Source organism: Pseudomonas sp. CC11G (assembly GCF_056174845.1).
The window spans coordinates 38427-57157 of sequence record NZ_JBWBZC010000011.1; the positions used below are offsets into that span (position 1 = coordinate 38427).

An 18731-nucleotide genomic window follows, 5' to 3' on the forward strand; every position below is an offset into this window, starting at 1 on the left:
TTGTAGGAAATATAACTAATGCCGCACGAACATATACCCGACTCTTCGCGGGACGCTGAAGTGTTGCCCGAAGAAAATAAAAGCGTTTATTCGGCGCTATTCGACAAGATCAATCTGAATACCGTGTCTTCGCTGGGGGCTATCGAGCCGTTCCAGAACAGCGATGCATTGTCCGAAGTCTCGGCTGACGAGCGCGTGACGGCGGCGGTCAGCGTATTTCTCGGCTTGCTTGAGCAGGCGGCGCAGACCGTCGACCGCTTGGACAAGGCCCTGCTGGACGAGCATATCGGCGCACTGGACCAGCAGATCAGCCGCCAACTCGATGCGGTGATGCATCACCCGGATTTTCAACGCGTGGAGTCGACTTGGCGCGGGGTGAAGTCGCTGGTGGATCAAACCGATTTCCGCCAGAACGTGCGCATCGAATTGCTGGATATCAGCAAAGAACATCTGGTGCAGGACTTCGAAGACGTACCGGAAGTCGCGCAAAGCGGCCTGTATCTGCACTCCTATATTCAGGAGTACGACACGCCGGGTGGCGAGCCAATTGCGGCGGCCATCTCCAATTACGAGTTTGACCGCAGCCCGCAAGACATCGCCCTGCTGCGTAATATTTCCAAAGTGTCGGCGGCGGCCCACATGCCGTTTGTGGGCGCCGTGGGGCCGGCCTTTTTTGGCAAAGACTCTATGGAAGAAGTGGCGGCCATCAAAGATATCGGCAACTACTTCGACCGTGCCGAGTACATCAAGTGGAAGTCCTTCCGCGAAAGCGACGATGCCCGCTACATCGGATTGACCATGCCACGTGTGCTCGGGCGCCTGCCCTACGGTCCGGACACCGTCCCGGTGCGCAGCTTCAACTATGTGGAAAGCGTAAAAGGCCCGGACCATAACAAGTACCTGTGGACCAACGCCTCGTTCGCCTTCGCCGCCAATATGGTGAAGAGCTTTATCAACAACGGATGGTGCGTGCAGATCCGCGGGCCGCAGTCCGGCGGTGCGGTCACCGATTTACCAATACATCTGTATGACCTCGGTACTGGCAACCAGGTAAAGATCCCCTCCGAAATCATGATCCCGGAAACCCGCGAATTTGAATTCGCCAATCTGGGTTTTATTCCGCTGTCCTACTACAAGAACCGTGACTACGCCTGTTTCTTCTCGGCCAACTCCACGCAGAAGCCGGTCCTGTACGACACCGCCGACGCCTCCGCCAATAGCCGCATCAATGCGCGTCTGCCGTATATCTTCCTGCTGTCGCGCATTGCCCATTACCTGAAGCTAATCCAGCGCGAAAACATCGGCACCACCAAGGACCGCCGGCTTCTCGAGCTGGAGCTGAACAAGTGGGTCGGCGGGCTGGTCACCGAAATGACCGACCCGGGCGATGACCTTCAGGCTTCTCATCCTCTGCGTGAGGCCAAGGTCACCGTCGAAGACATCGACGACAACCCGGGCTTTTTCCGCGTCAAGCTGTACGCCGTGCCGCACTTTCAGGTGGAGGGCATGGACATCAACTTGTCGCTGGTGTCGCAAATGCCCAAGGCGAAGGCCTGAGCCGTGGCGCAGGGAAAAACGCCATGAGAATCCACCGTCCCCTTTGGGCTACCGGCGTGTTGCTGGCGGCCCAGCAGTTCCAGCAACAGACGCGCTGGGACGCCTGGAACGCCGCCAACCTGGCGCACCTGGCGCTGGTTTATCCCTGGGGCGTGAAGACGGCTGCGTTCGATCACGAGGCCTTGCGCCTGGGCAAACTCAAGGCCGTTCGGCTTGGTGTGCGCATGCCGGACGGCACCCTGATCGACAGCCAGCGAGTGGACTCTCTACCTCCGGCTATCGAGCTGGCCAGCGTGTTGAGCGAAGACACGCAGCGCGCCACGTTCGTGCTGGCGCTGCCCCTTGAGCAGGGCAACGGCAATAACTGTGTGTTCGAGGGTAAGCGTGCCGAGCGGCCCACCCGCTATAGGCAGGTTTGGCACGAGGTCCAGGACCTCTACGGTGAAGATGCCGTATCCATCGGTGTGCAGGAGCATCAATTGAGCCTGCGCCTGGAAACCGATGACAACAGTCAATACCTCACCTGCCCGGTGGCGCGTCTGCTTCGCGATCCGCTGGGGCTGTGGAGTATCGACACCGACTATGTGCCGCCGCTGCTGATCTTCTCCGCCCATACGGGGCTGCTGATGCAGTTGGACAATCTGCTGACCCAGCTTTCCAGCAAGCGGCAGCGCCTGATGGCCATGCGCCGGGAAAGCAACCAGCGCATGGCCGACTTTGCCGTGGCGGACGTTTCGCTGTTCTGGCTGCTCAATGCGCTGAACAGTTACCAGCCGGTGTTGGCGGAACTAAAGGCGCATCCCGAACGCCCGCCGGAGCTGGTTTATCTCGAACTGGTGAAACTGGCCGGCAGCCTGCTGACGTTTTCTCTGGAACACGACATCGACAAGATTCCCGCCTATCAGCACCAGAATTTGCAGGCGGTATTCCCACCCCTGATGCGCACGCTGTCGTCCTTGCTGGAGGCCAGTCTGCCGTCACGGGTCATTGCGCTGGAACTGAAAGAAACCGGCGCCCATCGCTGGCAGGTCACGTTGCACGATGCTCGTCTGCGTGAGCGCGATGGCGCTGATTATTACCTGTCCGTACGCTGCCAGTCGTCGGCGATTCAGGTGCAGGAGCAATTCCCGCGACTGTGCAAAGTCGGTACGCCCGAAGACGTTGATCATCTGGTAAATGCCGCTCTTGATGGCGTGCCGTTGGTGCCGCTCAGCCACGTGCCAGCGGCCATTCCGCTGCGCCTCGAAAACCAGTATTTCGCTCTCGATATGCACCACCAAATGGGACAGTTGGTGCTGGCTGAAGGTGTCTGTGCGTTCTATGTGCCGGCCACCTTGCTGGAGGTGAAGCTGGAACTGTTTGCGGTGCTGCGCTCGTGACGTCTACGTGCGCGTTAACCGTCGATACGGACGCCTTGTTGCAAGACAGTTACTTGCTGGTGGTACAGGTGCGCAACGGCACCTCGGCCAACGAAAACCAGAACCTCAAAGAGGAGTGTGCCAAGCAGGTTGCGCAGGTGCAGGAAGCGCTCAACGCAGCTGGTATGAGTCAGCGCAGTATCGATTTAATCGGTCACGCGCAGTGCGCGTTGCTTGATGAAGCAGTGCTCCTATCCAGTGAGGGCCTGGCCCATGAGAAATGGGCAGGCGAGTCGCTGCAAGCGAGGTTTTTCAAGCAGCATCAGGGTGGCGAAACGCTGTATGAAAATATCCGGCAGGTGTTGAACGAGCCCGCGCCGGATCCTCACTTGCTGACCGTTTTCCAGCGCGTACTGATGCTCGGCTTTCTGGGCCGCTACCGCGCCGAAAACGATCCGGCCCGTGAGCAACTGATGGCGGCACTGACCGCCCGGGTTCAGCCGCTCGATTGTGCGTTAGCCGCATCGTGCGCGCCGATGGTTGATCGTTCAGCGCGCTTCTCTCACTGGTTGCACGCGCCGCTGGTTCACCTGCTTGCCGCCGGCGTGGTGTTGCTCGGGCTGTGGTGGGGGCTGGACCAGATGTTGGAACGCGCCATCGATTCGTTGATGGTCAGTGGGGTAAGCCCATGACGCTTCGTCTGATGCGTGCCGTGTGGCTATGGGCGGGCCTGCTCGCCTTGGCGTTGTTGGTTTTCCTGCCGATCACCGGCTGGGTCGCGCTGCAGGCTGGCGTGGCCATTGTGGTTGTCGTTGCCATCGGCTGGGGTTGGGCTGCACGAAATCTCACAGAGCAGGGAGCAGCGTTGGTGCTGATGGACGATGCGACATTGCCCGCACCGAATTATCAGCAGCCCGTGGCGCTGGTGTGCGGCGATGGTTTGGACGCCCTGTTCGGCGGCGAGTGTGGCGATAGCGTGGCACTGCGCCTGACCGATGCGGGCTGTTACCTGTCCATCGCCGGCGCACAACGGTTACCCGCCGTCGTGGACAGAGTCTTGGCGCTTCGCCCGCATTGGGGTCGCCAGCTGTGCGTCATTATGGTGGTCAACCCCAGTGAGCGCGCCGTCGGTTCGGGATTGGCTGCCGAGCTCAAAGCATTGCGTCATCAACTGACACGTGCCCGTCGCCGCGGTATCGGGTTGCCGTTGCTGCTGGTCAGTTACCTGCCCGCCAGGCATCGGGACAGCCCATGGATCGGCTGGCGCCCTGACTGCGCCAGTCTTTATGTGTTGGAACAGGGCAGCCACCTGCGCCTCGCTGCCTGGCAACGCCAAGCCCCCAACCTGGTGTCCGGCGCGTGTCGATTGCGCAGTGTCGTGCAGTGGAATGCGGCCATGGCCTGGTTGGCGGAGAGCGTCATTGCACCGCTAACCGATGGCGAGGCGTATGACCCGCCCTGTATGGCCAAAGCGTGCGGCGTCATTCTGCTGCCAGGGCTGGCGCTGGGTGTGCCCAATAACCTCTGGCAGCGCTGGCTGGGCAACTGCACCGGCCTCTACGAAAGCGCGCCACCGCCGCGCGGTGCGACCCCCAAGTTACCCCTGCCAGACCCGCTTCTGGCCATGCTGTCGCTTGAGCCTGAACGGGCACCCCTGCACCGGGCCGGTGTCATCGCGTTGTGGTTGTTCGCGGTGGCAGGGGGAATCGCGCTAAGCAGTGCCGCCTGGCAGAACACCTTGCTGGCGCGCCAGGTCAGCGATGACTTGCGCGAGTACCAGGCAGTGCGTCGCGACCCTCCGACCAGCGCCCGTCATGAAAACGCCCTTGCCGTCTTGCATCAGCACGCCAGCGTGCTGGGCAATTACTACCGCCATGGCGAGCCGCTGGCGCTCGGCTTGGGCCTGTATCGCGGCGAGCGCCTGCGTGCCCCGCTGCTGCAAACCCTCGCCGCCCTTGGCCGCGCAGCGGACACTCCTCCGGCCGGCGAAGGGGTGCAGCTCAACAGCCTGTCACTGTTCGCCGTCGGCAGCGCCACGCTCAAGCCCGACTCCGCCAAGGTGCTGATCAATGCCATCAGCGAGATCAAGGCCCGTCCCGGCTGGCTGATTCTGGTCAGCGGTCATACCGATGCCATCGGTCCGGATGAAAACAACCAGCAGCTGTCGCTGGCCCGTGCGAATGCCGTGCGTGACTGGATGCAACAGATGGGCAGCATTCCCGCCCACTGCTTCGCCGTTCAGGGGTTGGGGGCCAGCCAGCCGGTTGCCAGCAATGCCACTGAACAGGGGCGGGCGGCCAACCGTCGCGTCGATATCCGTCTGGTGCCCGAGCGGGGCGCGTGCATGCCCCATTCAGGCCCGGACTCACCACCGCCGCAAGCAGCGGCTATTACCCTCTGAAACAAGGAGCTTCATATGGCTATTCCCGTTTATTTGTGGCTGCAGGACGACGGCGGCGCCGCCATCAAGGGATCTGTAGATATGCAGAAACGCGAAGGCAGCATTGAGGTGCTGGCGTATGACTACAACGTGCAAATCCCCACCGATAACAGCACCGGCAAGCTGACCGGCACGCGAGTGCACACCCCGTTTTCGTTTGAAAAAGTAATCGATGCCTCCACCCCTTACTTGTTCAAGGCGGTAACCACCGGGCAGACCCTCAAAGGTGCCGAGTTCAAGTGGTACCGCGTCGACGACGCCGGCCAGGAAACCGAGTACTTCAACATCAAACTGGAGAACGTCAAGGTCGTGAAATACGCAAAGAAAATGCACGACGTCAAAGACCCCTCCAAGGAAAAACATAACCACCTGGAGCAGGTGCAGCTGCGCTACGAAAAGATCACCGTCACCTATAAGGACGGCAACATCATTCACTCCGACGCCTGGAGCGAGCGCCAAAGCGCTTGATCAAACCCCGCGGTCGGTTATCCGGCCGCTGTCTCGCTTCCTTGAGGTGTGAAAATGGCCAGCCAACCTGCCGTTCCCTTTTTCGACCACAGCCGTCATCGACTGAAAGTGCGTGCGCTCGATATACCCTTCGACGTGCTGGCCTTTCGTGGCGAAGAGGGGCTGAGTAAAGCGTTCTCCTACCACATCGAATTCACCTCTACGGAGCGCGATATCGATGCCGCTCAGGTCCTCGGTCAGGAGGGCAGTTTCAGCCTGCATGCACCTCCCATTCACCAGCGCGTTCACTCTGCGGACGCTGAGGCTGCCAAGCCACTGCGTACCCTGTACGGCGTGATCACCAGCTTTAAACGCGTAGCCGGCTCCAACGATCAGGCCGCTTACGAAGTGACGCTCGAACCCCGTTTGGCGCTGCTGAACCGTGGTCAGCAATACCGCATCTATCAGCAGCAATCAGTGCCGCAGATTGTCGAAAGCATTCTGCGCAGCCGCCATGCGTTCCGTGGGCAAGACCTGCATTTCGCCCTGCATCGCGAGTATCCCAAGCGCGAACAGGTGATGCAGTACGGCGAGAGCGACCTGACATTCATCGCCCGGCTGCTGGCCGAAGTGGGCATCTGGTATCGCTTCACCAGTGACGACCGCCTGGGTATCGAAGTGGTTGAATTTCACGACGACCAGCGCGCCTATCAGTTCGGCATCGAGCTGCCGTATCGACCGCCAGCCGGCACCACCAGCAACGGCCAGGACGGCGTATGGCAACTGCAAGCCAATCATGCGGTCGTGGAGCAGCAAGTCACCTTGCGCAGCTACACGCCGCGTGATGCCAGGGCCCATCTGGACGGCGAAATCGCTGCCCGCCCAGGCGCGCCCATTACCTACGGCGATGCCCATCGATTTGGCGAGCCTTACGCCGTAATGGGCGACGCACTGGCTGAGCGCGAAGCACTCGAAAGCGAAAGCGGCTACTTCTTCGCCCGCTTGCGCCATGAGCAGTTGCTCAATGGCCAAACCCACCTCAGTGGCATCAGCAGCAGTGCCAGCCTGGCACCTGGGCACGTGCTAAAAGTCACCGGCGGCGCGCCGCAAGCTTTCGCCACCGGAGCCGTGCTGACCGAGTTGATCACCACTGCCGCGCGTGACCGCAGTCTGGCCGTGCAATTCAACGCCATCCCGTTCTCGCAGCAGTACTGCTTCCGGCCGCAACGGCTGGCCAAACCACAAATGGCCGGCACCATCCCCGCGCGCATCACCAGCACCCAGGCCAACGATCCCTATAGCCATATCAACCTGGAAGGGCGCTACAAAGTCAGCTTTCTGTTCGACCGCGACACCTGGGCCCCCGGCGGCGAAAGCCTCTGGCTGCGCCTGGCACGCCCCTACGCCGGTGCCAGCCACGGCTTGCACCTGCCGCTGCTGGCCGGCACCGAAGTGGCCATCGCCTTCGAAGAGGGCGACCCCGACCGGCCCTATATCGCCCACGCCCTGCACGACAGCGAACACGCCGACCACGTCACCCTGCGCAACTACAAACGCAACGTCCTGCGCACCCCGGCCAATAACAAACTGCGCCTGGACGACAGCCGCGGCGAAGAGCACGTAAAACTCAGCACCGAACACAGCGGCAAAAGCCAACTCAACCTCGGCCACCTGGTAGACGGCGACCGACAGAAACGCGGCGAAGGTTTTGAACTGCGCACCGACGGTTGGGGTGCGATTCGGGCAGGGAAGGGGTTGTTTATCAGCGCCGACGAACAGCTCGGTGCCGGCGGGCACGTGCTCGCCATGAACGCCGCGACTGCCATGGTCGAGGGTGCCAGGCAGCAGATGCTGCACGGCCAAGATGTCGCGCTGGCGCATAACAGCCGCCAACCGTCAGTCGAGGGTTTGCAGCAATTACAAACCGACGCCAAAGGCCTGCATGGCCCAGCCATTTTGCTCAGTGCGCCGCAGGGCATCAGCGCAGTAACCCCAGCCAGCTTGCTGCTCAAAAGTGGCGGTGCGCTGTACCTGCAAAGCCAGGACGAAATCAATCTGGCCGCCACCCAGCGCCTGAGCATTCAGGCCAATCAGGCGATCTCCCTGCTGGCCCAGCAAGAGGGCATGCGCCTGGTGTCCGGCGACGGCCCGCTGGAAATCGAATCCCACGGCAACCGCGTCAATCTGATCGCCAAACACGACATCACCGTGCAGTCCGCCGAAGGCCATGTGCAGGTGACCGCGAAGAACGGCATCACGCTGGCCAGTGGCGGCGGCTTTATCCGCATAACACCGCAAGGCGAGGTGCACGTACACAGTGCTGGGGCGCTGGTGTTGAAAGGGCAGCACCGTTTCATTGTCCCCGAAAGTAAAAATTTCCCGCTTCCCAAGCTGCCGAAATTCGCGTGCGTCACTTGCGTGCTAAAGGCCCTTTTGAGCAGCGTGGCGGCGTTGCCACGGGAGGGCCAAGCATGACGTCAGCACCACTCTCTGCCTGGCTGGACATGTTGCAGAACGACTGCACGTACACGCCCGGTTTGCGTCTGAGTTTCATCGTTGATCCGGCCGGTAGCGGGCTGCAATTGCTGCCGGGCATCACCACCATTTTTTCCCCACAAACGGTCCATTCACTGTTCACCGACTTGCCGGAGGCGCACCTGATCGACCTGGCGCCATTGCTGATCCAGGTGGATTTCAGCGAGGCCACGCAGCGCCAATGGTTTGCCCATCTGCTGGAGGTGATCAACCCCAGCGTGCGCGTGCTGGCGCTGCATTCGCTGTGGCCATTTGCCGACCTGGCCGCCTACCTCGGGCGTTGCCTTAACGCGAGCAATGGTGGGGTTTCACACCTGTTCCGCTTCCACGACCCGCGCCTGTTTCCGTTACTGGTCGGCCACGTCCTGGACGCGGAGCAACGGCAGCAATTGCTGCGTCCTGTCCTGAACTGGACTTGGCTCGATCGCGATGGGGTGTCCCAGCGCTTGGCGGGGCTGGCCGAGCCGCCAGTGTCGGCGGAAAGCGTAAGTCCCTTCGAGCTTACAGATGCGCAGATGGAAACATTGGGATGTGCCAGCGACGCCACGGTGGCTGCATGCAACCTTTCTGCGCAGTTGCCTGGCGAGTGGGGGCCCGAACGACGATATCAAGCGTGCTACGCCGCCATGCTCCAGGCAACGCAGGAGGGATTTTTGGTGCCCGATCAACGGGAGCAATTCGTTTTCGACAGCCTATGTTCGGTGCACAAATCATGAAAGTAATCAGCAAAGCCACGGCCCAACACGGCATTCCAAAACACGTATTAACCCTGCTGGGTGTGATGGCCGTGGCGCTTTTCAACAGCGCGGCGCACGCCGGCGCGCTCTATGGAATCAACCATACCCACTGGGCGATTAACCGCTTTAGCGTTGATGGCAATCCGGCTATCGACATTGTTGGCCCGTATCAACGGGGCGGTGGTGGCTGGGGCTACACCGCGCCCGAGCGCTGGACGCCGGGAATGACTGTGCGGGTGGATTGGGAGACGGGGGTCGGTACTACCAAAGGGTTCCCCGGCTTTGCTGACGTAGATAAATACGATGCATGGCTCAGAGAAATTGATGCTCAAACGCGCGAGCACAGCAAGTTGATTGCTGTGCCGGATTACACCGGTCAAGACGTGTGCGGCATGACCGTACATTTTCTGCCGTGCGATGAGCTCCAGGTCACCACGTCATGTTTTGCCTATGGCAACCCAAATTACCCAATCAAAACCGCGCTGAAACTGCCGGAGCCGACGTCATGCCCGTAGTAATTCATGCACCGCTTTGGTATCCGCCGCAGTTTCCAGAACAAGGTCGCTCGACTGCTCGGCCCGAGCAGGTCTACCGGAATTTATTTCGACCGAGATTGATGCCTTTGGTGTTGAGGCTTTTGTGTCTGGTGTTGCTCACCCTGCCAGCCCACATGGTTTCGGCCGGCGCGCTCTACGGCATCAACCATACACACTGGGCGATTAATCACTTTAGCGTTGATGGCAAACCGGCTATCGACGTTGTCGGTCCATATCAAGGTGGCGGCGGTGGCTGGGGCTATACCGCGCCTGCGCGCTGGAAGCCCGGAATGACGGTGCGGGTGGATTGGGAAACCGGATTGGCCTACTCCAAGGATTTCCCTGGGTTTGCCGATTGGCCTAAGTACTTGGAGTGGGAGGAAAGAGTCGACGCCCAAACACGCAAGCACAGCAAGTTGATCACTGTGCCGGATTACACCGGTCAAGACGTGTGCGGCATGACCGTACATTTTCTGCCTTGCGATGAGCTCCAGGTCACCACGTCATGTTTTGCCTATGGCAACCCGAATTACCCAATTAAAACCGCGCTGAAACTGCCGGAGCCGACGTCATGCCCACAGTGACCCATGCGCCCATTTGGTATCCGCCGCTGTTTCCAGAACAGGGTCGCTTGCCCAGTCGACCCGAGCAGGTTTATCGAAACATCGCTCTCCAGAGGCGGTTGGAGCGTGACTATCACGGGGCGCTGTCTGTTGCGGCCGGGCGGATTGTGACGCCACCTTGCTGCAATACGTTGCACATCAGCCTGTTTTTCGACGGTACCGGTAACAATCTGTTTGACGATCTTTACCGTTCCCAGATTCCACACCCTACGAATATTGCGCGACTGTTTCGCGCCACCATCGGCGCTGGCCATGCGGGCGGAGCCGCTAGCGTCGAGGGGTTGACCGACCCGCCTGGCACCGGCATGGGCCAGTATTTCAAGTACTACATGCCCGGTGTCGGAACCCCTTTTCCAGAGGTCGGAGACCTCGATTACTCCGGCATGGGGCTGGCTTTTGCCTACTACGGTGAAGAGCGAATCAACTGGGGCCTGCTTATGATCATCGATGCGCTGCGCCGGTATCTGGATATGCCGAGGATGGGCAATGCCAGCCTCCATGCCTCCGTCAAAGCGATGGGTGCGGTGATGAATGGCGGGGGGCGTGGCAGGCGGAAAAGCGAGTTCAGCAAGCAGTTTCAAGCACTCGAAGCACCATTGCGTATTGCGCTGGTGCAGCCCTCGCAGGGCAGACCAAAGTTGGTCGGCATCAAACTCTATGTGTACGGTTTTTCTCGTGGCGCCGCTGCTGCTCGGGCATTTGTAAATTGGCTTAACGAACTGCTTGGCCACGAAGAGCCGGCCCAACCCGCGCTGGTGCTAGGTAAGTTGCGTCTTCCGGTCGAAGTGCAATACCTGGGGCTGCTAGATACGGTCGCATCGGTGGGGATCGCCGCCATCGCGCCCGGCGCCAGAGGTCAAATGAGCTGGGCCGATGAGTCCCAGCAACTGCCCGGCGGAAATGCCCTGGTTAAACGCTGCCTCCATTTGGTTTCCGCACACGAGCAGCGGCTATGTTTTCCGCTGGACTCTATCCGCCGTGAGACGGGGGGCTATCCGGTTAATAGCCAGGAAGTGATTTATCCAGGGGTGCATTCGGATTTGGGTGGCGGCTACCCGCGGGGCGATCAGGGAAAAGCAATTGGCAAAAATGATGGTCAATTGTTGTCGCAGCTCGCACTTCACGACTTATTTGCCGATGCCTTCAACAATGGTGCACCGTTGAAAGTAACGGAGAGCACGCTACCTGAAGAATTGCGTCACGAACGTTGGCGTGTCTTAGGGGTTGTTGTTGCTCGGGAGTTTGGCTTCTCTCCTGCTCTAGTTTCCCGCTTTAACGCTTGGCGCCAAGTCACTCTCGGTCTTGCTGTTAAGCCATTGTCTGATAACTCTGTCGGGACGTACCAACCACTTCCCGCTACTGAAACCCTCGAGCAAGCCGCGCGCACGCAGCTCGGCTGGCTCACCGCCTGGCGTATCGACCGCTACGCGTTCGCCAGCCTTAAAAATACCGACTTCTACCGCCAGGCAACCGACACCCACAGCGATCCGGCGCGGCTCGCCCAAGCCAGAGCCGAGCGCGACAAAGCGCAGGCGAAAGTTGCCGAGGAGCGCAAGGCTTACAAGGAGACGGTGAGGAGCGGGAACGAGGAGCACAAGGCTCTGGAGCCGGGCCTCAAGGATATCGATCCGGACCTGGCTCAAACCCAACTTCGTGAAGCCGCGCAGGAGTTCGCGGCGGCCTTTCGTGACCCCGACCACCTCAGGCTTGCCGTACACCGACTTGTTCCCGCGCGTGCGCCATCCCTGCTTGTCTACGAAGTTATTCACGTCGACGCCGGCGCCGAATGCCTGCAGATGAAGGCGGCCGGCCGGGCTCGGGTCGGTCAGTTGTTCCCGCCACCGGCCGGGTACTACAACCACCTCGACGACAATCACCGTGGTCAGGTGGACGAAAGCCTCAATGCCCAGAAGCCCGAAGGCATGCTTCGCGCCTTGTTCGACGACCAGGTACATGACTCCCGAGCCTGGTTTTTTTACGCGCTGGGTCGTGAACCCATGGGCAGCTTTTTCCGTGAGCGAATGGTGTTTTTCGGCAACGCCAGCAAGCGCGAACTGGCGCTCAACGAGCAACAGGACAACACCTTGTTAGCCGCGCACATAGTGCGGGCGCCAGCGCCTGACATGACGCCCGAGCGGTTGGCGCAGGTTCAACGGGAAAGTGAGGAGCGATACCGTGCCTATCAGGCGTCGCTAGAGAGGGGGCGCCATGAGGTTACGTGATTCCGCAATCAGGTCGAGTGCTTACCCGTTGCTGATAAAGCGCATACCGAACTCGTTGAGCGCCTCTCTAACGTTGACGCTCGCGTTGTCCGCTCAAACTGCGTCCGCTGGCAACGCATACGGCGTCAACCACACGCATTGGGCCATCAACCGTTTTGCCGTTCACAAGGAAGAAATCATGCAAAGCAGTCTGCGTTTCGGGTCCGGCAGGGTGGTTGAGTAATGAAGGCCATCCGGCAGTTCCGCCCCTATCCGCTGAACCCTCGGCCTACCTATTTGAATTGGCTGACGGCGGGTGCGGTGTTGCTCAGTCTGGTCGGGGTGGCGGGGCTGCAGGTGTCTTCGATTGTCGAGCCACGGGTAGTGATGGGCACCGTGGTGCTGGTGATGGGGACGTGGTTGTTGGCGTTGTTGTTGCGCATGCTTTATCACAGCGCGAACCGCTCCAATGCTCAGCGCTACAACCAGCTCAGCCAGGAAGTGCAGCAGCATTGGTGGCAAGAACACCGTCATGCGGTGGCGATGACGGAGGTTGTATTGATGGGGGCGGCGTGCCGTTCGACGCAGGGGGCGGCTGCCCTGTTTACTCGGCTCTACCAACCCGCTTTTGCCGCACTGCCTGATAAAAAATCCATGTTGCGCACGTCACTGACGCAGGGCGCAAGCCGCGCCACTCGGGAGGCGCAGCTTGCCCGGTGCCTGGCGTTGCAGTGGCATGAAGAATACCCAGGGGCCACTGCGGTGCAGCCGTTGCGTTGTTATTGGCTGGGGTCGCCGGCTGCCTGGCAGGCCTTCAGGGCTCGTGTTCTGGAATTGAAGCCGTCGGAGCGTTTGCCGGAGCAGCCGGAGCCTTGGCTGGGAATGGAAAGTCTCGATGCGATTATCGACAGCCTGCAAACGGCTCCGGCACAGGCACGCATTCTGTGTGCAGCCTGTGTGTCATTGGACGATGTTCCCCATGCCGGCGACGCCGCGCTGCTGTGGTCGCTGGCGCCGCAAGGCGGCGTGCGCATTCTGCGTGGCGAATGGTTTACCGAGGGCACCGAAGCGCTAAGCGATGTCGCGACCCGCGCCTTGGAGCAAGGTGAACTCGACGAACCTGCCGAGGCTTGCATGTCGTTCAGTCAGCCGGCCGCGCTTGACGTCGGGCAGATCGGCTGGGATATCGCCAAGCATTTGCAGGATGCCCATTTTGGCGACCTGGGCGAGCTGCAAGGCATGGTCGCGCTCACCCTTGCTTGCATGTACGCGCAGCGTAATAGGGTGCCGTGCGCCTGGTTGGCAAATGACCCGAAACAGACGTTGGCCCTTGGAGTGGTGAAGCCTGATGAGTCGCGCTGAACCTTCTCAGTCCCCTGCCTGGGGCGTGCCGGTGTTGATATCACTCGCAGCGGCTGTGGTGCTGGTATTAGCTTTGTTTGCCTGGAAAACGTTCTTCGAGTCTCCATCTGCCGCGTTGACTTCGAGGGGGGAGTTGCTGCTCCAGGCAGCGGGAGCTTGGGTTCTGTTATCTGTTTTTGCATGGGTGACGTGGCGCATTTTTCAGGGTGGATTTGCTCCGTTATTGGGGCTTGAGCGGCTGCCCTTGCTGCGCAGATGGAGCATGTGGCGCGAGGCGCGGCGCCGCGGGCTGAGCGCCGATATTGCGACGGCCGTGGGCGAGTTACTCGGCGTTTTCTGGCGTCACCAGGCGCGCATTCTATTGATCATGGGCGAGCCCGAGCAGATCGAGCGGCTGGCCCCCGGCCTGACCGAAAACCGCTGGTTACACGACGAGAATTGTTTGTTGTTGTGGGCCGGTTCCCCGCAGGCAAAACCGGACACCAATCTGCTCGAACAATGGCGCGCATTGCGCCCTTGGCGTCCGGTGGACGGCATCGTCTGGGTGGTGGACGAGGCTCAGCGTGACAACGCGGCCTTTATCGCAACCGGCGCTGGTTTTCTCCAGCGCGTCACCCGCACCCTGCGCTATCAGGCGCCTCTGCATCTGTGGCAATTGTGCGCCGTGCAGTGGGCGCAGAAAGACCGCCCCGAGCAGGCGGTGGGTTGCCTGCTCCCGGCACGGCTGGATGCGCCACAGTTTCAAGCGCGGTTGAGTGCGCTGCTGCAGCCGCTGCGTTGCCAGGGCCTGGCGCAGACGCAGGTCAATCGCGCGCATGATTTTCTCTGGCGTCTTTCCCGCGATTTGCAGGCTGAAGGCATCTCCCGTTGGAGCCAGGTGCTGGCGCCTCTTTTTGACCACCCACGCCGCACGGTAAGCCTGCGCGGAATATGGTTCAGCCCGCAGCCACCGCCTGTGCCTAACGCCATAGAACCCCTGCCGCGTTGGCACGTATCACCCGCCTGGAAGGGTGTGTTGGGCGACCGGCAAAGTGGCCGCCGCCTGGGTTGGTCCGTACCGCGGTTGGCCTATGCGTTGGTGCTGCTAGTAGCCGGCCTATGGGCCGCGGGCTTGCTGCTGTCGTTCACCAGCAACCGCCTGTTGATTACTCAGTCACAGCACGCGCTTACGGTGTTGCAGCAGGCGAAAACGGGGGATGAGCAACTGCTGGCGCTGCATGAACTGGTGCATGAGTTGGCGCGTCTGCAGCATCGCGCGGGCGTCGGTGTGCCGTGGTATCAGCGCTGGGGCCTGAGCCGTAATGCCGCTGTGCTGGCGGCATTCTGGCCGCAGTATGTCGAGGCCAATAATCGCCTGGTGCGTGATCCGCTGGCGGCCAGTTTGCGCACGCAATTGGCCGCGCTGCTGGTACTGCCGCCGCAGAGCGCGGAGCGTGCCACGCGTGCGGTCGAAGCGTACGAATCTCTCAAGGCGTACTTGATGATGGCCCGCCCGGCGCGCAGTGACGCGGCGTTTTTGGCCGCTACCCTCGCGCATGCGATGCCGTCGAATGTCGATTTAACGCCAGCACGCTGGCAGGGGTTGTCGGCCGGTTTGCTGCGGTTTTATTCAACCGAGTTGGCGGCCCACGAGGACTGGCGCATCGTCGCCGACTCGCAGTTAGTGGCCCAGGTGCGCCAGGTGTTGCTCGGGCAATTGGGGCAGCGCAATGCCGAGTCGCATCTTTACCAGCAGGTACTGGATTCGGCGGCGATTAACTATCCGGCCCTGGGGCTCGACCAGTTGGTGGGCGAGACCGATGCACAAACCTTGTTTACCACCACGACCCAGGTGCCCGGCGTTTTTACCCGGCAGGCCTGGGAGGGGCAGGTGCGGCAAGCCATCGACAAGATGGCCGAGGCTCGCCGCGAGAAAGTGGATTGGGTGCTGAGTGAAACGCCCGCCGAGCTCGCCCCTGAGCTCACACCCGAGCAGCTTAAACAGCGCCTGAGCGCTCGCTACTTTCAGGATTACAGCAGTGCCTGGCTGAAGTTTCTCAATAGCCTGCACTGGCAACGCACCACAAGTCTGGCAGATGTTATCGATCAACTGACGCTGATGAGTGATGTGCGCCAGTCACCGCTGATTGCCTTGCTCAATACGTTGGCCTATCAAGGTCACGCCGGCAGCCGCCAACAGGCACTGACCGACACATTGATCGACTCGGCGCAAAAACTTCTGGCCAAGACACCGGCGGCAGCAGTTATCGATCAGCGTCCGCAAGGTCCCGAGGGCCCCTTGGATGCCACTTTCGGCCCCTTGCTGGCGCTGCTCGGCAAAGGCGATGAAACCCGTGGTGATCAGCACCTGAGCATCCAGGCATTTCTCACTCGGGTAACGCGGGTGCGGTTAACGCTGCAGCAGGTGAGCAGCGCGCAAGACCCGCAGCAGATGACTCAGGCGTTGGCGCAAACGGTGTTTCAGGGCAAGAGCGTCGACCTTACCGACACTCGCGCCTATGGTGCCTTGCTCGCCGCGAGCCTCGGCGCCGAGTGGGCAAACATCGGCCAGACATTGTTTGTGCAGCCACTGGAACAGGCCTGGCAGCGAGTGTTGCAGCCGTCGGCAGCGGCGCTCAATCGCCAGTGGCAACGCACCCTTGTCGATCCGTGGGACAAAGCGTTTTCCGGCCGCTACCCGTTCGCTGCCACAACCAGCACGGCGTCGTTGCCCATGTTAGGGCAGATGATCCGCGCCGATTCCGGGCGCATCGAGCAGTTTCTCCAGCGCCAGCTAGCTGGGGTCTTGCGTAAAGAAGGCACGCGCTGGGTCACGGACCCCAGCCAAAGCCAAGGGCTGCGCATTAATCCGGAATTTCTGGCGGCAATCGAACAACTCAGCCAACTCGCTGATGTGCTGTTTACCGATGGCGGCATGGGCCTGAGTTTTGAGCTGCAGGCCAAGCCGGTACGGGACGTGGTGCAAACCACCTTTACCCTCGATGGACAACGCCTGCACTACTTCAACCAGATGGAGAGCTGGCAGCGCTTTACGTGGCCGGGCACAGGTGAGTACCCGGGCGCGAGTCTGACCTGGACCAGCCTGCGTGGCGGCGAGCGTTTGTTCGGCGATTTCCAGGGGCCGTGGGGCCTTATTCGTTTGCTGGAACAGGCCCAGGTCAGCGCCCTGGATGATGGCGACAGCCGCTACCGACTGCAGCTTAAAACGCCGGATGACCTGCTGTTGACCTGGCATCTACGCACCGAACTGGATGCCGGGCCGCTGACGTTGTTACGGCTGCGCGGTTTTCGGTTGCCGGCACAGATTTTTCTTGATGAGCGCACGGCGCTTGAAGATACGAAGGAGCGCCTATGACGCTGCAGTCCTTGATCGAAAGCTGCCTGGACCAAGTCGACGGGCTCCCCTTGGCGCACGAGCAGGCAAAGCGTTGGGAGCCCTGGTTGCAGCCTCTGGCGCAGAATCCGCCGGTCGGTATAGACCCTGGCTACCACGACGACTTTCAACAGATGCGCGAGGAAGTCGACAAGCTATCGGGCCCCGATGCCGCAAGTGTGGCCAGCCTGGCACTGGGGTTGCTGCAAGAGAGCTGCAAGGATTTACGCGTCGCGACCTACTACGTATGGGCACGGCTGCATCAGCACGGCGAGGCAGGCTTGGCCGACGGCTTGACGCTGTTGGCGGCCCTGATGGATCGGTTCGGTTGCCAGTTGCTGCCGGGGCGGCCTAGCGGGCGCCAGCTGGCGTTGGAGTGGCTGGCCGGCAGCAAGGTGTTGGCCAGTTTGTCGCTGTACCCGGAGGTGGCCAAGCCCGATGCCCAGCGCACGGTGGCGGCATTGGTCTGGCTGGATAAAAGCGTGGCTGCCTGGCCGGTGGAGCAGCGCCCCAGCTTGCAGCCGCTATACGCTGCACTGGCGCAGCGCATCAGCCAGGCCGGCGGCGTCAACGCGCTGGTGCCGCAACATAGCGCGAGCCACGCAGTCATCAGCACGCCAGCGCCGGCGGTCATTCAGTCCGGCCGCGATCTACTGGAGCATGGGCGAGTGCTGGCCGTGTATTTGCGCGAGCAGCCACTGGGCTGGCTTGCGGCCCACCGACTGATGAAAAGCCTGCGCTGGGACACCGTGCAGCAATTGCCGCCCTTGGGCATGGGCGGGCATACACGGCTGACCCCGCCGCGCGCCGATTACCGTGCGCAACTTCGGCGGCTGTACCAACAACAAAGTTGGACCGAACTGCTGGAGCTGGCCGAGCGGATCTATGCCGAAGGGGTTAACCATTTCTGGCTGGATGTGCAGTGGTACCTCTATCAGGCCTTGAGCAAACAACCCGCGCCGCAGGAGGGCTGGGCCGATGTTGTCGTGGGCGATCTGCGCCTGCTTCTGGACCGCCTGCCTGGGTTGGAAACGTTGTGCTGGAACGATGGCTCACCGTTCGCCGACGCCACTACCAGCGCCTGGATTGGCCAGCAGGTCCGTCAGGCAGCGCCGCAGTGGCTGCCAGCGGATGCGCCCGTGGCAGCGGCGCAATCCGACATTCTCGCCCTGGAGGGCGAAGCCCTGGCGCAGGCCGATAGCGAGGGCGTAGAGGCGGCCCTGGCTTGGCTGGCGGCGCGACCCGATATCCACAGCGGCCGCCATCGCTGGTTATTGCGCTTGCTGATGGCGCGAGTCGCCGAGCAATGCGGCAAGAGCGAGCTGGCCGTGCATTTGCTCGATGAGCTGGACCGCCGCGCCCACGCTCAGGCCTTGCTGGAGTGGGAGCCGGAACTGGCTTTCGAGGTCAAGGGGCGGCTGCTCAAGCTACTGCGCAGTCGAGGTGTGCATAACCCACCTGACAAGGCTGCCCTGCAGTTGCGTATGGACGGGTTGCTGGCGTCGCTGGTTGCTATCGATCCACTGCGCGCCGCCGTGTTATGCGGCTGATAACCCTGCGAG

The 18731-nt window shown here is 61.3% G+C and carries 13 protein-coding genes; all 13 read left to right on the top strand.

Going from position 1 to position 18731, the window contains the following annotated elements; translation table 11 throughout:
- Positions 1–18 precede the first annotated feature (18 nt).
- The 13 genes from tssC to tssA all read left to right on the top strand — a co-directional run bounded on the left by tssC (position 19) and on the right by tssA (position 18719).
- Positions 19–1557: a type VI secretion system contractile sheath large subunit gene (gene tssC / locus AC0V2S_RS14740; RefSeq protein WP_475510394.1), complete on the top strand. Its 1539-nt coding sequence runs from the start codon at positions 19–21 to the stop codon at positions 1555–1557.
- A gap of 23 nt (positions 1558–1580) precedes the next feature.
- On the top strand, positions 1581–2936 hold the full coding sequence (gene tssK, locus AC0V2S_RS14745; protein WP_475510395.1) for a type VI secretion system baseplate subunit TssK: 1356 nt from the start codon (positions 1581–1583) through the stop codon (positions 2934–2936).
- A gap of 38 nt (positions 2937–2974) precedes the next feature.
- The gene (tssL, locus tag AC0V2S_RS14750; protein WP_475510396.1) at positions 2975–3607 is read left to right on the top strand and encodes a type VI secretion system protein TssL, short form; all 633 of its coding nucleotides are present in this window, start codon (positions 2975–2977) and stop codon (positions 3605–3607) included.
- The gene (locus tag AC0V2S_RS14755; protein WP_475510397.1) at positions 3604–5316 is read left to right on the top strand and encodes an OmpA family protein; all 1713 of its coding nucleotides are present in this window, start codon (positions 3604–3606) and stop codon (positions 5314–5316) included. The genes tssL and AC0V2S_RS14755 overlap by 4 nt, the downstream gene beginning before the upstream one ends.
- A gap of 15 nt (positions 5317–5331) precedes the next feature.
- Positions 5332–5823, top strand: a complete 492-nt coding sequence (locus AC0V2S_RS14760; RefSeq protein ID WP_475510398.1) for an Hcp family type VI secretion system effector — start codon at positions 5332–5334, stop codon at positions 5821–5823.
- 54 nt (positions 5824–5877) lie between these two features.
- The gene (locus AC0V2S_RS14765) at positions 5878–8277 is read left to right on the top strand and encodes a type VI secretion system Vgr family protein (RefSeq protein ID WP_475510399.1); all 2400 of its coding nucleotides are present in this window, start codon (positions 5878–5880) and stop codon (positions 8275–8277) included.
- On the top strand, positions 8274–9053 hold the full coding sequence (locus AC0V2S_RS14770) for a DUF4123 domain-containing protein (RefSeq protein ID WP_475510400.1): 780 nt from the start codon (positions 8274–8276) through the stop codon (positions 9051–9053). Before AC0V2S_RS14765 ends, AC0V2S_RS14770 begins: the two co-directional genes overlap by 4 nt.
- Positions 9050–9589, top strand: coding sequence for a DUF3304 domain-containing protein (locus AC0V2S_RS14775; RefSeq protein WP_475510401.1), 540 nt, complete (start codon positions 9050–9052; stop codon positions 9587–9589). The genes AC0V2S_RS14770 and AC0V2S_RS14775 overlap by 4 nt, the downstream gene beginning before the upstream one ends.
- A gap of 155 nt (positions 9590–9744) precedes the next feature.
- The gene (locus AC0V2S_RS14780) at positions 9745–10194 is read left to right on the top strand and encodes a DUF3304 domain-containing protein (RefSeq protein ID WP_475510498.1); all 450 of its coding nucleotides are present in this window, start codon (positions 9745–9747) and stop codon (positions 10192–10194) included.
- The gene (locus AC0V2S_RS14785) at positions 10182–12455 is read left to right on the top strand and encodes a T6SS phospholipase effector Tle1-like catalytic domain-containing protein (RefSeq protein ID WP_475510402.1); all 2274 of its coding nucleotides are present in this window, start codon (positions 10182–10184) and stop codon (positions 12453–12455) included. The genes AC0V2S_RS14780 and AC0V2S_RS14785 overlap by 13 nt, the downstream gene beginning before the upstream one ends.
- Positions 12456–12677: 222 nt before the next feature.
- Entirely contained in the window at positions 12678–13796 is a 1119-nt protein-coding gene (locus tag AC0V2S_RS14790; RefSeq protein WP_475510403.1) for a hypothetical protein, read from the top strand.
- Positions 13783–17151: an ImcF-related family protein gene (locus AC0V2S_RS14795; RefSeq protein WP_475510404.1), complete on the top strand. Its 3369-nt coding sequence runs from the start codon at positions 13783–13785 to the stop codon at positions 17149–17151. Before AC0V2S_RS14790 ends, AC0V2S_RS14795 begins: the two co-directional genes overlap by 14 nt.
- Complete coding sequence (gene tssA, locus AC0V2S_RS14800) at positions 17148–18719, top strand: type VI secretion system protein TssA (RefSeq protein ID WP_475510405.1); 1572 nt, start codon at positions 17148–17150, stop codon at positions 18717–18719. The genes AC0V2S_RS14795 and tssA overlap by 4 nt, the downstream gene beginning before the upstream one ends.
- The last annotated feature ends 12 nt before the right edge of the window (positions 18720–18731 follow it).